Source organism: Bradyrhizobium sp. CCGUVB23 (assembly GCF_024199885.1).
In the GTDB taxonomy this organism is placed as follows: domain Bacteria; phylum Pseudomonadota; class Alphaproteobacteria; order Rhizobiales; family Xanthobacteraceae; genus Bradyrhizobium.
Genome location: NZ_JANADQ010000001.1, coordinates 9,622,203 through 9,636,621, shown reverse-complemented (window position 1 = coordinate 9,636,621; position 14,419 = coordinate 9,622,203). Strand labels below are relative to the sequence as shown.

General features: G+C 64.0%; 13 protein-coding genes. 6 read left to right on the top strand and 7 right to left on the bottom strand.

Translation table 11 applies throughout. The annotated features are described in order from the left end of the window. Positions 1-16 precede the first annotated feature (16 nt). Together NLN62_RS45315 and NLN62_RS45310 are read right to left on the bottom strand one after the other, a co-directional pair. Positions 17-784 carry an SDR family oxidoreductase gene (locus NLN62_RS45315; RefSeq protein ID WP_027527227.1) on the bottom strand — a complete coding sequence of 256 codons (768 nt, stop codon included), beginning with the start codon at positions 782-784 and terminating at the stop codon, positions 17-19. Between the two features lie 10 nt (positions 785-794). Then, complete coding sequence (locus tag NLN62_RS45310) at positions 795-1,994, bottom strand: mandelate racemase/muconate lactonizing enzyme family protein (RefSeq protein ID WP_254113046.1); 1,200 nt, start codon at positions 1,992-1,994, stop codon at positions 795-797. Positions 1,995-2,189: 195 nt separating this feature from the next. Here NLN62_RS45310 and NLN62_RS45305 point away from each other — a divergent pair, with 195 nt between their 5' ends. The 4 genes from NLN62_RS45305 to NLN62_RS45290 all read left to right on the top strand — a co-directional run bounded on the left by NLN62_RS45305 (position 2,190) and on the right by NLN62_RS45290 (position 5,234). Then, on the top strand, positions 2,190-2,951 hold the full coding sequence (locus NLN62_RS45305) for a GntR family transcriptional regulator (protein WP_254113045.1): 762 nt from the start codon (positions 2,190-2,192) through the stop codon (positions 2,949-2,951). Between the two features lie 23 nt (positions 2,952-2,974). Next, entirely contained in the window at positions 2,975-4,348 is a 1,374-nt protein-coding gene (locus NLN62_RS45300) for an MFS transporter (protein ID WP_254113044.1), read from the top strand. A gap of 390 nt (positions 4,349-4,738) precedes the next feature. Continuing rightward, positions 4,739-4,981: a hypothetical protein gene (locus NLN62_RS45295; protein WP_245288246.1), complete on the top strand. Its 243-nt coding sequence runs from the start codon at positions 4,739-4,741 to the stop codon at positions 4,979-4,981. A gap of 34 nt (positions 4,982-5,015) precedes the next feature. Continuing rightward, the gene (locus NLN62_RS45290) at positions 5,016-5,234 is read left to right on the top strand and encodes a hypothetical protein (protein WP_027527232.1); all 219 of its coding nucleotides are present in this window, start codon (positions 5,016-5,018) and stop codon (positions 5,232-5,234) included. A 551-nt stretch (positions 5,235-5,785) separates the two neighbouring features. Here the strand turns inward: NLN62_RS45290 and NLN62_RS45285 are convergent. The 5 genes from NLN62_RS45285 to NLN62_RS45265 all read right to left on the bottom strand — a co-directional run bounded on the left by NLN62_RS45285 (position 5,786) and on the right by NLN62_RS45265 (position 10,866). Then, positions 5,786-5,992: a hypothetical protein gene (locus tag NLN62_RS45285; RefSeq protein WP_156944778.1), complete on the bottom strand. Its 207-nt coding sequence runs from the start codon at positions 5,990-5,992 to the stop codon at positions 5,786-5,788. Positions 5,993-6,241: 249 nt separating this feature from the next. Then, a complete protein-coding gene (locus tag NLN62_RS45280; RefSeq protein ID WP_254113864.1) occupies positions 6,242-7,495 on the bottom strand; it encodes an arsenic transporter in 1,254 nt (417 codons plus the stop codon). Positions 7,496-7,520: 25 nt separating this feature from the next. Continuing rightward, on the bottom strand, positions 7,521-7,712 hold the full coding sequence (locus NLN62_RS45275; protein WP_027527234.1) for a hypothetical protein: 192 nt from the start codon (positions 7,710-7,712) through the stop codon (positions 7,521-7,523). An 89-nt stretch (positions 7,713-7,801) separates the two neighbouring features. Continuing rightward, the gene (locus NLN62_RS45270; protein WP_254113043.1) at positions 7,802-8,242 is read right to left on the bottom strand and encodes an EamA family transporter; all 441 of its coding nucleotides are present in this window, start codon (positions 8,240-8,242) and stop codon (positions 7,802-7,804) included. 158 nt (positions 8,243-8,400) lie between these two features. After that, positions 8,401-10,866 carry a PAS domain S-box protein gene (locus NLN62_RS45265; RefSeq protein WP_027527236.1) on the bottom strand — a complete coding sequence of 822 codons (2,466 nt, stop codon included), beginning with the start codon at positions 10,864-10,866 and terminating at the stop codon, positions 8,401-8,403. Positions 10,867-11,095: 229 nt separating this feature from the next. On the opposite strand from NLN62_RS45265, the gene NLN62_RS45260 reads away from it, so the two are divergent. Beyond that, complete coding sequence (locus NLN62_RS45260) at positions 11,096-12,166, top strand: putative zinc-binding metallopeptidase (protein ID WP_027527237.1); 1,071 nt, start codon at positions 11,096-11,098, stop codon at positions 12,164-12,166. A 188-nt stretch (positions 12,167-12,354) separates the two neighbouring features. Continuing rightward, positions 12,355-14,370, top strand: a complete 2,016-nt coding sequence (locus NLN62_RS45255; RefSeq protein ID WP_254113042.1) for an acetyl/propionyl/methylcrotonyl-CoA carboxylase subunit alpha — start codon at positions 12,355-12,357, stop codon at positions 14,368-14,370. Positions 14,371-14,419 lie beyond the last annotated feature (49 nt).

Here is a 14,419-nt window from a genome sequence, read left to right as displayed (position 1 = left end):
CTGTGGCGGGGCGCGATCACATCGCGGCGATCATGCCGCCATCGACATAGATGATTTGTCCGTTGACGTAAGTAGAGGCGTCGGAGGCGAGGAAGATCGCGGCGCCCACCAGCTCATCCGGCTTGCCCCAGCGTTTTGACGGGATACGCCCCATCAGCCAAGTGTTGAAATCGGCATTGTTGACCAGCGCCTCGTTCATGTCGGTCAGCATGTAGCCCGGGCCGATCGCGTTGGCCTGGATGCCATGCTGGGCCCATTCCACCGCCATGGAGCGGGTGAGATTCTTGATGCCGCCCTTGGCTGCGGTGTAGGGCGCGATCGTCGGCCGCGCCAGCTCGCTGCCGAGCGATCCGATGTTGATGATCTTGCCGCGCTTGCGCGGGATCATCCGCTTTGCGGCTTCGCGGCCGATCACGAAGGCACTGGTCAGATCGGTCTCGATCACCTTGCGCCATTCGTCAGTGGTGAACTCGACCAGCGGCTTGCGGTGCTGGATGCCGGCATTGTTGACGAGGATGTCGACCGCGAGCCCCTCGCGATCGAAGCGCTCGAAGCTGGCGACGATCGCAGGTTCGTCCGTGACGTTGAAGGCGGCGCCTTCGGCCTTGTGCCCGGCGGCGCGAAACTCGCCGACCGCCTGTTCGACCCGCTTGGGATCGACGCCGTTGATGATCAGCTTGGCGCCGGCCTTCGCCAGGCCTTCCGCAATCGCGCGGCCGAGCCCGCGGGAGGAGCCGGTGACGAGCGCGGTCCGGCCGGAGAGATCGAACAGGGTGGAGCTCATCCAAGAATCCTCAAACGTTGGAGCGGCGCACGGTGAGATCGGACCGGTCGAATACCGCAGGCAGCAGATCGACGCCAAGGCCGGGACCTTCCATCGGGAAGACGTAGCCGTCCCTGATCACGGGCATCGTGGTGACGAGTTCATTGTACCAGCCTTTGTAAAAGGCGCGCACCGATTCCTGGATCAGTGTGTTCGGCTGGCTGAACGACATGTGGATCGCGGCGATGAAGCCGACCGGGCCGATGCAATCATGCGGTGCAAAGGGGCGATGATAGGTCTCCGCCATCGCGGCGATCTTGCGGCCCTCGGTAAGGCCGCCGGTCCAGCACAAATCCGCCATCACCACATGCATGGCGTCGCGGTCGAGCATATCCTTGTAGGGGAAGCGCGAGCCGAGCGTCTCGCTGGCGCAGACCCAGACATCGGTCGAGCGCGCATATTCGGCAAGCGCCTGCGGCGAGTTCATGCGGATCGGGTCTTCGTACCAGGTCGGCTTGTACGGCTCGAGCGCCCGCGCGATCTGTTTTGCGGTCGGCAGGTTCCAGAGCGAATGGAGCTCGACCATGATCTCCATCTTGTCGCCGACGGCTTTGCGGATTTTTTCGAACGGCTCGATCGCCTGCTTCATCTGGGCTGCGGTGATGAAAAGGCCGTTGTTCTCCTGTGCCGCCGGGTCGAACGGCCAGATCTTCATGGCCGAGATGCCGCTCTCCAGAAGACTTTCGGCCAGCCCGTCGGCGCGGTTCATGAAAGCGTCGAGGTCCTCATAGGGGCTTTGCACCTCGCCGAGATTCCAGTTCGAGACCGGGCGGATGTTGGTCGAGCGCACATATTTGGTGCCGGCGCAGGTGTTGTAGATGCGCTGCTTGTCGCGGCAGAGGCCGCCGAGCATCTGGTGCACGGGCTGGCCGCAGACCTTGCCGAAGAGGTCCCACAGCGCGATGTCGATCGCGGAGGCGGCGCGATACTCGACGCCGGTCGAGGACTGCGCCATCGGCAGATTGAGCATGTCGCGGTGGATCGCCTCGATGTGCAGGGGATTGCGGCCGAGCAGGCGGCCGGCAAAGGTGTCGTGGATCTGCGCTTCGACGGCGCCTGCGCCATAGAAGGTCTCACCCAGGCCGATGACGCCGGCATCGGTGTGCACGCGCACCCAGATCACATTGGCGAATTCCTCGGTGCGCAACGTCTCGATCGACGTGATCTTCACTGCAATTACCTCCCGTCGAGAGCGCAGCAAGCGCCTGTGTGTTGTTCTTGCTTTGACTGTATTTGGGGCCGCCAATGCCTCGCGGCCTGGCCGCAGTCATACGCCCGCTTGTAATATATCACAACATGTTTTATGCATGTCACAAACAAGACGCGATCCGGCCCGGGACGAGGCGGGGTCGATTGGGAGGACAACATGGTGCGGCGCAAACGCGCGCTCGAGCTGGTCAATGCGGCAAGTGAAGGCGCGATCGGCCGGCGCAACCGCGTCAATTTCGTCGAGCTGGCCTATCAGAAGATCGAGGATCTGCTCGTCAGTTGCGAGCTGAGGCCGGGGCAGTTCCTGACCATGCTCGAGTTGCAGCACATCACGGGCTTTGGCCGCACGCCGGTGCACCATGCCATCAACACGCTTGCCGCCGACACGCTGATCATCATCCGCCCGCGCCACGGCTTGCAGGTCGCGCCGATTGATCTCGCCCGCGAGCGCATGCTGCTGGGCCTTCGCCGCGACATGGAACGCTTCGTGATCCGCCTCGCGGCCGATCGCGCCAGCCTGTCGCATCGCAACCAGGCCCTGCATATCGAGCGCGTGCTGCGCGAGCGCCGGGCCAAGCTGACGCTCGACGAGTTCAACAGCCTCGACCGCCGTATCGATGCGCTGATCCTGGAGGCCGGCGGCGAGCCGTTCCTCGCGCACACGATGCGGCCGCTGCACACGCTCTATCGCCGCATCGGCTTCATTCATCACCGCCACATGCCGGGGCAGACCGACTTGTCCGGCACCATCGATCGCCATCTCGACATCTTGAAGGCCATCGCCAATCGCCGCGTTGAAGCGGCGGTCGAGGCCAGCGACGCGCTGATCGACTTCATGAATGCGATCTTCGTCGGGATGGAGGCGGGGATCGATCCGCGGCTGCTCGATTGCAGCATCGAGCCGCTGCTCGGCACGTAACAAATCTCAGGGAGAAACAGAACATGTCAACGATGGCCGCGCAACACATGCCACAGGAGGCCGCGAGCGAAGCCGCGGTCCGCTACCTCATCACCAACTACAGCCCCAAGGGCAATAAGGTCGGGTGGCTGATGATGGCCTCGATCCTGGTCGAGGCCTGGGACCTCTATTCGATCGCCTTCGTGCTGATCTTCATTCGCGAGCAGTACAATCCCGATCCCCTGATGCTCGGTCTCGCCGCGGCCGGCACGCAAGGCGGCGCCCTGATCGGCGCGCTGCTCGGCGGCTGGCTGTCCGACAAGATCGGCCGCCGCGTGATGTTCCTGGTCACGATGGTCTTGTTCATCGTGTTGGCGCTGGCGCAGGCCTTCGTGCCCAGCGTCGGTTGGCTGATCGTCATCCGCTTCCTGCTTGGCGTGCCACTCGGCTCCGACATCTCGACCGGCTACACCTACATCATGGAATCCATGGCCAAGGGCGAGCGCGAGGTCATGGGCAACCGCTGGCAGTTCATGTTCGCGGTCGGTGAAGTCCTCACCATCGGTGTCATCGTGATATTCCTCCTGATCGACATGCAGCACGAGATGCTGTGGCGCATAACGCTCGGCCTCGGTGCCGTGCCCGCGCTGATCATCCTGATCATGCGGCACGACGTGCCGGAGACGGCGGTCTGGCTGGTGCAGAAGGGACGTTTCCGCGAGGCCAAGCAGGTCGCGCGCGAGATGTTCAACGACGATCTCGCTATGCTGCCGGACCAGGACGTGGTGGTGCCGAAGGTGCGCACCAGCGCGTTCCTTGCGGACCTCAGGAAGGACCCGATCCGCTGGCGCGCCACGATCTATGGCTGGATCGCCTGCTTCGCGCAAGGAAGCGAGTTCTCGACATTCGCGTTCTACCTGCCGGTGCTGTTCGTGATGGTCGGCGTGTCGTCCATCCTCGGCAACAATCTGGTGACGATGGCGCTGTTCTGCTTTGCCGGACTCTCGGGCTGGGTCGGGCCGTTGCTGACGCCGAAGCTCGGCCATCGCGGCATTGCGATCGCGGGTTTTTCGATCGTGCTGGTGTCGCTGCTGGTCGCGGCCTTCGCGCTCTACGCCGACAACAAGATCCTGCTACCGTTTGCGGCCGCCGGCATGCTGTGGGGCCATTATTGGGACGCCTCGAATTGCATGACCATCCCGACCATGGTCGCCAAGCCGAAGTATCGCGGCACCGCGAGCGGCTTCGCCTACATGTTCGTGAAGCTGCCGTCCTTCCTGGCGATCTTCCTGTTCCCGGCGCTGTTCTCGGCGATCGGGCAGGCGAACGCCACGCTGTTCGTCGCGATCTTCCCGCTGATCGGTTTGCTCGCTGCGATCTTCATCCTGCCGGAGGTCTACGGCTACGAGAATGACTGACGGACGACGCAACCGCACAGCCCATGGCGGCCCTTTTTGCGTTTATCCGGACCGCCATGGGCCTCGGGCGCGCCGACGTGATCGCTGTCCGACGATCAACACCGCGAGGACGATGATCCCCATGGCGTCAACTACGAGTGCGTAGGTCTCATATGGCAATAGCCGTTCCTAGTATGGCCAAACGCCCGCAGCCTAATCGAGTCTCGATTTCCGCTCGGTTCGCTTTGCGACACTGGGTGGCGCTTTGCCTTGCCGGCAGCCTTCGGGCGGACGTTTTGCGTTCCAGGACTGTGGGTGCGCGCCGTCTGTGCGTTGGCGCGCATCGAGTGACGGGAACCTTGGAGACCGCGGGCAGTTGATTAGCAGTCCCCGACAAGCGGAGTTGTTCCCATGCGCGAGAAGCGCCGGCTGGCAGCGCCAGCAGCGTCCGCCCGCACCACCAAGGCATCGATTGAGCCCCTGAGGACCGGATATGCCTTAATCGTCGACGGTCATGTCAAGGCGACTTTCGCGGCGAAACCGAGCGCCCTGGAAGCTGGCACACAGCTGAAGAACCGATTCCCTCGGCTTCAGGTCAAGATCTACGACGCCGAAAACAAGCTCAGCGAGGTTGTTGAGATCGCCCGCGCTTGACGCGCCGATCGGCGGCCCGTTTGGAGTTGGCACCATGAGCGCCTCGAGCACAGGCGACAAACGAGCCATGAACGTCCTGCGCGAATTGCAAGATGCCGAGAAGGAGTTGGTCGGCAAGGCCGTCGTCTTGACTGACGCCAAGGCTGGCACAATCGATGGCGTCTTCCTCGATGATGAGCATGGGCTCCGCATCTCGATCGCGGGGCATGAGGGTCGATGGCCGATTTCGACGGTGAAGCAAATCGAGAGCTAATCGCCCACGACCCTGCAGCCTGTACCGATGATGGGAGGGTCGTCGGGCCGAATTGGGCGCGGTGCCGAGCGGGCCCGCTATCGATTTAATCGGCCCAACGGAAGGCCGCCGTCCATGCTCGCCTGGCCTGATCCGGAGATCATCCTCTGCCGTGCATCCGCCGATGTAGTCAGTCTTTGCGGCCACCGCGGCGGGCGGCAGGATCACCTACCCGGTGATATCAGCCACGCGACTATGTCGGATGCAACTTTGGTCTGTCGGGACTTCCTAAGCAGACTGTCTCGTTTGTGCCCGGGTGGGTAGGTCTCGGCTTCGTCGCTCAACTGCCGGGCTTCTATGGCAAGCCGTACCTTCAGCGAGGACTTTGGTTTGAACCGGAGGCGCTTCATTGATCGGTCCCCATACGTGAACCTGCCTCGTCGATAAGAACTCGCCGCAGCGGACAAAGGTTCATGAACGCCCGACAACGTTCATTGAATGCTGACTGACGCAACAACTCTACCAGAAATGTAGCCTGATAACAGTTTCAATCGCGCGGGATATGTGGCCGTTCAGTTACCGATGACGGCCTGGCCTGGCGCGCGGTCCAACGGCGGGCGTGGTTTAGCGAGGCCGGTCGTGCCGGGCGGGGTCTCGTTGTTAGCCCTCCTTGTGTCGACCCGCTCAAGCGTCGTGACGAATGCCGCGAGGATTGCGATAATCACCGCAACCATGAAAAATCCAATGGCGGTATGGTGGCTATCCCGCTCACTACTCATTGAGGGACCTCCACTCTGGTGTAGAAACGTCAAACGGCTTGGTATGGTTCCTCGTTCAGGCGTCTTGGGTCGATGATGGCATCATGCCTCCGATTTGCCCGACGTGTCAAATGGATTCGGAAAATTCGTAAGGCGTGGCGCGGGCAGGCGTCGGCTACTTTGCATGGGGTTGTTTTCGATGTTTTTGTTGAGGCGCGTGCCGCGCCTCATCTCGTCATGCCTCGGGGCTGCGAGAACGACTGACCACGCTCATCTGATCGCGGCCGCGAGTGCCGCGATCAGGGCCGGCGGCGTCACGAGCAGGCCGAGCTTGAGGAAGGGCCAGGCGCCGACCTCGATCTTCTCGCGGCGCAGCGCCACCAGCCATAGGATGGTGGCGAGTGAGCCGGTGATCGAGAAATTCGGCCCCAGGTCGACGCCGATCAGGATGGCACTGACGACGGATGTGGGCAGGTGATCGCTGGCGACGATCGATCCGGCGACGAGCCCCACCGGCAAATTGTTGGCGATGTTGGTGGCAACCGCAGTCGCAATCCCGACGCTCCAGGCGGCCTTGGGTACGGATTGTCCGACAGCCTCATGCAGGAGCGCGCTGAGATGGCCGATCACGCCGGTCTTGATCAGCGCCTCCACCATCACGAAGAGCCCGCCGACGAGCGGCAGCACGCTCCATGACACGTACTTGAGCACCGGCAGGGGCGACTGACGGCTGAGCAGCAGGACGAGGCCGGTCGTTACCGCGCCGCAGATGAAGGTGGGCAGGCCCAATTGCTTGTCGAGCGCGGAGGCCGTAACCAGCACGAGGCCGATCGCGGCAATACCGATCGCGGTCAGCTTGCCACCACGGCTGAGCCTCTTGTGCGCGACCTTGTGCTCGATGTCCTCCTCCTTCAGCGCGCGATGCTGGGTGAGGCGAAGTACGACGTAGGTGAGTACGATCGAGGCGAACGAGGGCAGGGCGAACAGGCGGAGCCATTCGGCCAGATGCGGCATGTGCGTGCCGAACACCACGAGGTTGGCGGGGTTCGAGATCGGCAGCACGAAGCTCGCGGCGTTGGCAATGAAGGCGCAGACGAAGAGATAAGGCAGCGGCTGGGCGCCGGCTGCCCGTGTCGCCGCGTAGACCGCCGGCGTCAGCACGATCGCGGTCGCATCGTTCGACAGGAAGACGGTGACCAGCGTGCCGACGAGATAGATCAGCAGAAACAGGCGCTGCGGCGAGCCGCGGGCATATTCGACGGCGAGCGCTGCGAGATAGTCGAACAGGCCTTCGAGCCGGGCGAGCTCGGCGATCAGCATCATACCGATCAGGAACAGATAGACGTCGATGCCCTTTTCGACGCCGGTCAGCGCGTCATCCCAGCTCAGGACGCCGAACAGCACCAGCGCCGCAGCGCCCGCCAGCGCCCAGATTGCCTCGGGCAGGCGAAAGGGGCGGATGATGACGCCTGCGGTCGCAAGCACGATGATGCTCCAGGCCCAATAGGCGGCATGCGGCGCGATCGGCAATGTGGCCCTCGTTCGATGGTTATCGTGCAGCGATAGCTGAAGCCGGCGGCGCTGTCTTCCCCTGCGGACGCGACTCGTCCCATCGCTGCTCGGTGAGGGGATAAACGGCAAGATATGGCCCAAGCCCGTCGCGGACATCGGCGAGGAAGAAATTCGCCGCGTCCAGCGCGCGCCCGGCTTGCACCCCTTCGCTCAGACTGCGCTTCGACATTGTGAATCTCGATCGAGGCGCAGAACTCGCCCTGCGAGAAACCGATGTCAGACCGGATTGGTTCCGCTCACATCAGCGCGAGCACTCCGTTACAGCTTCACCGCGAGCAGCACCGCGCCGGCGCCGATCATCGCGATGCCGAGCCAGCCCTGTGCAGTCGGACGCTCGCCGAGAAAGGCGAAGGCGAACAGCGCCACCAGCACGACGCTGAGCTTGTCGATCGGCGCCACCAGCGTTGCGGGCCCGAGCTTCAGCGCGCGGAAATAACACAGCCAGGATGCGCCGGTGGCGAGGCCCGACAGGATCAGGAATAGCCAGGTCTTTGACGAGATTTCCGACGGCACCGCGAATTGGCCGGTGAGGAACAACAGCACGGAGAAAGCCAGCAGCACCACGATGGTGCGGATGAAGGTCGCAAGATCCGGATTGATGTTCTCCACCCCAACCTTGGCGAAGATCGCAGTCAGCGCGGCAAAGCAGGCGGAGAGCAACGCCCAGGTCTGCCAGGCCGAGAGGAGGGCGGGTTTCATGTCATGCAAGACCTGATGGAGCGTAAAAGCACAACAGCGCCGTCATTGCGAGGAGCGAAGCGACGAAGCAATCCAGACCGTCTCCGCGTAAAAATTCTGGATTGCTTCGCTTCGCTCGCAATGACGGAATTCGTGACGGCTTCGCGCAAATTTGACAATCACCTTGCGACCGAGACCTTTTCCGCCATCGCCTTGCGCAGGATGCGCGACAGCGACTCGACCGAATACGGTTTCTGGATCAGCTCGAAGCCGCGATGGGCGCTTTCGGCGAGCACGTTGCTGTAGCCGGAGGTGAGCACGACCGGCAGGCCCGGATAGCGATCGCGGATGACGCCGGCGAGCTCAACGCCATTCATGCCGGGCATGATGACATCGGAGAACACGAGATCGACAGCGAATTCGTTCTCGCCGAGGATCGCCAGGGCCGCGTTGGCGTTGGCGACACGGCGCACGACATAGCCGAGGTCTTCGAGCAGTTCTGTGGAGAAGCGGCCGACGTCGTCATTGTCCTCGACCACCAGCACGCGATAGCCGCGTCCCGTGGCGGCGGGTTCGCTCATCAGCGACGCTGCTTCGGTAGCCAGGGTGGGGCTCGGCGCCTGCGGCAGATAGATCGTGAAGGTCGCGCCGTGTCCGACGCTGCTCTCGACCGCGATGTCGCCCTCGGACTGCTTTGCGAAGCCGAAGGCCTGGCTGAGGCCGAGCCCGGTGCCCTTGCCGACCTCCTTGGTCGTGAAGAACGGTTCGAAGATCGCCTCGAGATGTTCCGGCGCGATGCCCGAGCCGGTGTCGTGGACCGAGATGGCGACGAAATCGCCGCTGCGCGCCGATTGTGTGCGCAAGGCAGGGATGCCCTTGAACTTGCGGACCGCGATGGTCAGCCGTCCCTCGTCCTTCATCGCATCGCGTGCGTTGATGGCGAGGTTGATCAGCGCGGTCTCGAATTGCGCGATGTCGGCGATGGTGAAGCAGTCGGCATCCTGCACGTCGACCACGATCTCGATGCGGGCGCCGACCAGCGTCCGCACCAGTTGCGCCACGCTTTCGACCTGCGTGCCGACGTTGAAGATCTGCGGCTTCAAGGGCTGCCGCCGCGCGAAGGCGAGCAGCTGTGCCGTCAGGTTCGAGGCGCGCTCGACGGTCTCGGAGATCGCATCGACGTAGCGTCGCCGCCGTTCCTCCGGCAGCTCGCGCCGGCGCAGGAAGTCGGTGGCCGAGCGGATAATGGTGAGGAGGTTGTTGAAATCGTGCGCGACGCCGCCGGTGAGCTGGCCGATCGCCTCCATCTTCTGCGACTGGCGCAGCGCCTCCTCGCCGCGGCGGCGCTCGCTGATGTCGACGGCCTCGGGCACGGCGCCGGAGATCCTGCCGTGCTGGTCGAGCAGGGGGCGGATGCTGAAATCGAACCAGCGCTCGCCGATCGGGAGGCGGAGCAGCATCTCCATCCGCACCGCTTCGCCAGTCAGGACCGTATCGAAGGCGTTGCGGACCATCGTCGACATGCCTTCGGTCGCGGCGAACCATGGCGTGTCCCAGAACGGCTTTCCGATGACGTCTCGCGGCGCGGCGCGGATGCCGGCGAGCGCCGTCGTGTTGGCGTAGAGCACGTTGCCTTCGAGGTTGAGCAGACCCTGGTACTGGTTGCTGGTTTCCAAGATCGCAAGCAGCCGGGCCTCGTTGGCTTCGAGCTGTGAGGTACGCTCGGTAATGCGCTCTTCCAGCGTTTCGTTGAGCTGCCTGAGCTCGATCTCGGCCTGCTTGGCGGCGGTGATGTCGTGGGCGACGCCGATGAAGCCGATGTGCTTGCCATTGGGGTCCCAGCGCGGCTGCGACTCCGAGCGCAGCCAGCGCCACTGGCCGTCGGCGCGCCTGTAGCGTGCTTCCAGCACGAAGGGTTTCAGCGAGGCTTCGCCCTGCACGGATTGCTGGAGCACTTGGGGCAGGTCATCCGGGTGCAGCACCTTGCGCCAGTCGAAATCGATCGCCTCCTCGAAGGGCAGGCCGAGGAAATCGACATAGGCCTGGTTGGCGAAGGAGCGCTTGCGGTCCAGCTTGGTGACCCAGATCGGCACCGGCGCGCTGTCGGCGATCAGGCGAAAGCGTTCCTCGCTTTCCCGCAAGGTCGCCTGCGCCAGCATCTGGTCGGTAACGTCGAGGTCAGCGCCGACCAGCCGCACCGCGCGGCCGCCCGCATCGCGCTCGATCTTGCCGACCACGCGGATCCAGCGCACCTCGCCGTCGCTGGGGCGGGTGATGCGGTAGGTGTCGGAGTAATCTTCGCTCTCGCTTTTGAGGGTGCCGAACAGGTGTTTGATCGTGCGCTCGCGATCCTCTGGATGGATACGCAGCATCCAGTCGCCATAGGTCTCGTTGGCGGCCTCCGGCGGCAGGCCGTGGATCAGCAGATATTCGGGGGTGCGGCGATTCCTGACGCCGTCACGGAAATCGATCTCTAGGCCGCCGACGCCGGCGATGCGCTGGATGCGCGCAAGCTCGGCCTCGCGCTCCTGCAACGCGCGATAGGCGTTGTCGCGCTCGCGGGCGATCTCGTCCAGATGCTGGCGCAGCCTTTCGGCGGCGATGGTCTCGGGCAAAGGATCGTTCAAGGGGTCGGCCGCTGTGATGCACGTGCCGGAGCAATTGTCACACAGACCGGGCGCGATGGCTACCCATTGCAACGACCTGAAGGGGAGAATGATGTCCGGGAAGTGTGGACGGCGAACCAATGTCCAGTTTGAGGAATTTGTTCCGCCCGCAGGAACGATTAACGTCGCGAAGCGTCGTCGCCGGGCCCAATAGCCTCAAGATAGGTTCAAGATGGGCTCAAGAGACTCCTGTCGGGGGATGTAAACCTTGAAGTTATTTGTCTGCCAGGCCTGCGGCAACGTCCTCTATTTCGAGAACCGCGCCTGCGAACGCTGCGGTCACCGGGTTGCCTTCCTGCCTGAAAAGGAGATGCTCTCCGCGATCGAGCCCGACGGGACGGCCTGGGTGACGCTGGCCGACAAGGGCACGGGCCGCATGCTGTGCGCCAATGCCGAGTTCGACGCCTGCAACTGGCTGACCGAGCCCGGCAGCAGCGATCTCTACTGCCGCGCCTGCCGGCACAACGGCACGGTGCCCGACCTGTCCGACCCGGCGCAGCTTGCCGGCTGGCGCGAACTCGAGGTGGCCAAGCACCGGTTGTTCTATTCGCTCTCGCGCTGGAAGCTGCCGCTGACGACGCGGGCAGAGGATCCCACGCACGGGCTGATCTTCAACTTCCTTGCCGATGATCCCTTCAGCGGCCAGCGGATCATGACCGGCCATGACAATGGCCTGATCACGATCGCGCTGACGGAAGCCAACGACATCGAACGCGAGCGGCGCAGGCTCGAGATGGGCGAGCCATACCGCACGCTGCTCGGGCATTTCCGCCACGAGGTCGGGCACTATTTTTGGGACGTGCTGGTGCGGGACGGCGGCAAGCTCGACGAATTCCGCGCGAAGTTCGGCGACGAACAGATCGACTATGGGCAGGCGCTCCAACGCCATTATGCGGGGGGGCCGCCGGATGACTGGCAGCAGAGCTATGTCTCCGCCTACGCGACCACGCATCCCTGGGAGGACTTCGCCGAGACCTGGGCGCACTACCTCCACATCGTCGACACACTTGAGATGGCCGCCGAATTCGGCGTGGAGGTGCGCCCCAGGATCGATCGCGACGGCGAGCTGACGGCGCGCATCCGCTTCAACCCCTACACGGCGGCGGATGTGGAGAAGCTCGTCAATGCATGGCTGCCCTTCACCTTTGCCATCAACAGCGTCAACCGGGCGATGGGTGCCCGCGACCTCTATCCCTTCATCCTGTCACCGGCGGTGGTCGGGAAGCTGGGTTTTGTCCACGAGCTGGTGCGGGGCGCCGCCAAGGCCGATAGCAGATAGGGATCGATAAGGCCTGCTTTGGGAAAGCGATAAGGCCGGCAGGGATCGCTGGTACGCCAGGGCGGGGTGCGGATTTAGACCGTTGCCTCTGGCCTATTTTGCTGTACCACGGACACATCACGGCCTGTCCCATCAGCCCGAAGGGGTGAGGGAGAGGTCCCGCCCAGGGTCGAAGAACCAAGAAAAGCATGTTCAAACGCATTCTGATCGCCAATCGCGGCGAAATCGCCTGCCGGGTCATCAAGACTGCCCGCCGGATGGGAATTGAGACGGTTGCGGTCTATTCCGAGGCCGACCGCGACGCGCTGCATGTGGAGATGGCCGACGAGGCCGTCCTGATCGGGCCGCCGGCCGCGGCCGAGAGCTATCTGGTAATCGAGAAGATCGTCGAGGCATGCCGCAAGACGGGCGCGCAGGCCGTGCATCCCGGCTACGGCTTCCTGTCCGAGCGCGAGGCGTTTCCGCGCGCGCTGGAGGCAGCCGGCATCGTCTTCATCGGCCCGAACCCCGGCGCGATCGCGGCGATGGGCGACAAGATCGAGTCCAAGAAGGCGGCCGCCAAGGCCAAGGTCTCGACCGTGCCCGGCTATCTCGGCGTCATCGAGGACGACAAGCACGCGGTGCGCATTGCTGACGAGATCGGCTACCCCGTGATGATCAAGGCCTCCGCCGGCGGCGGCGGCAAGGGCATGCGCATCGCGCATTCGAAGAGCGAGGTCGCCGAAGGCTTCAATCTGGCGAAAGCCGAAGCCAAGGCGTCGTTCGGCGACGACCGCGTCTTCGTCGAAAAATTCATCGTCGATCCCCGCCACATCGAGATCCAGGTGCTGGGCGACAAGCACGGCAATGTCATCCATCTCGGCGAGCGCGAATGCTCGATCCAGCGCCGCAACCAGAAGGTCATCGAGGAGGCGCCGTCGCCGCTGCTCGACGAGACCACCCGCCGCAAGATGGGCGAGCAGGCGGTCGCGCTGGCGAAGGCCGTGAACTATGATTCCGCCGGCACCGTCGAATTCGTCGCCGGACAGGACAAGAGCTTCTACTTCCTGGAGATGAACACCCGCCTCCAGGTCGAGCATCCCGTCACCGAGCTCGTCACCGGCATCGATCTCGTCGAGCAGATGATCCGCGTGGCCGCCGGCGAAAAGCTCACCATTGCGCAGAAGGACGTTACGCTCACGGGATGGGCGGTGGAGTCGCGTCTCTATGCCGAAGATCCCTTCCGCAACTTCCTGCCCTCGATCGGGCGCCTCGTGAAGTACCGCCCACCAGCGGAGCTAAGCAAGGACGGCATCACCGTGCGCAACGACACCGGCGTGCAGGAGGGCGGCGAGATCTCGATCCACTACGATCCGATGATCGCCAAGCTCGTCACCCATGCGCCCTCGCGCGCCGCGGCCATCGAGGCGCAGGCGACCGCACTCGATGCGTTCTATGTCGACGGCATCCGTCACAATATTCCGTTCCTGTCCGCGCTGATGAACCATCCGCGCTGGCGCGAAGGACGGCTCTCGACCGGCTTCATCGCCGAGGAGTTTCCGAAGGGCTTTTCGGCGCGCGTGGCTGAAGGCGAGGTCGCGCGGCGGATCGCGGCCGTCGGCGCCGCCATCGACCACGTGCTCGGCGAGCGCAAGCGGCAGATCTCCGGCCAGCTCGGCGGCCGCGTCGTGCAGCGCGAGCGCCGCCGCGCGGTGTGGCTCGACCGCGAGGAGATCGCACTCGAGATCGCGCGCGAAGGCGAGGCGATCGCGGTGCGTTTCCTCGATGCCGAGGGCAAGGCAGGCAATGCCCACCTCCTGGAATCGCCGTGGAAGCCGGGCGTACCGGTCTGGCAGGGCACCATCGACGGCCACTTCATCGCGGTGCAGGTGAGGCCGATCCCGAACGGCATGCGGCTCGCCCATCAGGGCGTCGAGGTTCCCGTCTATGTCTGGACCGAGACGGAAGCGACTTCCGCGCGGCTGATGCCCGTGACCGCGGCCTCCGACACCGGCAAGAAGCTGCTCTGTCCGATGCCCGGGCTCGTCGTCTCCATCGCCGTCGCCGAAGGGCAGGAGGTCAAGGCTGGCGAGACGCTTGCGGTCGTCGAAGCCATGAAGATGCAGAACGTGCTGCGCGCCGAGCGCGACGGCACCGTGAAGAAGATCCACGCCAGCGCCGGCGCCACGCTCGCGGTAGACGCGCTGATCCTGGAGTTTGCGTGAGGTGTGAGTCGGTCTCCGCAGGACCCACAAACACCGTCATTGCGAGGAG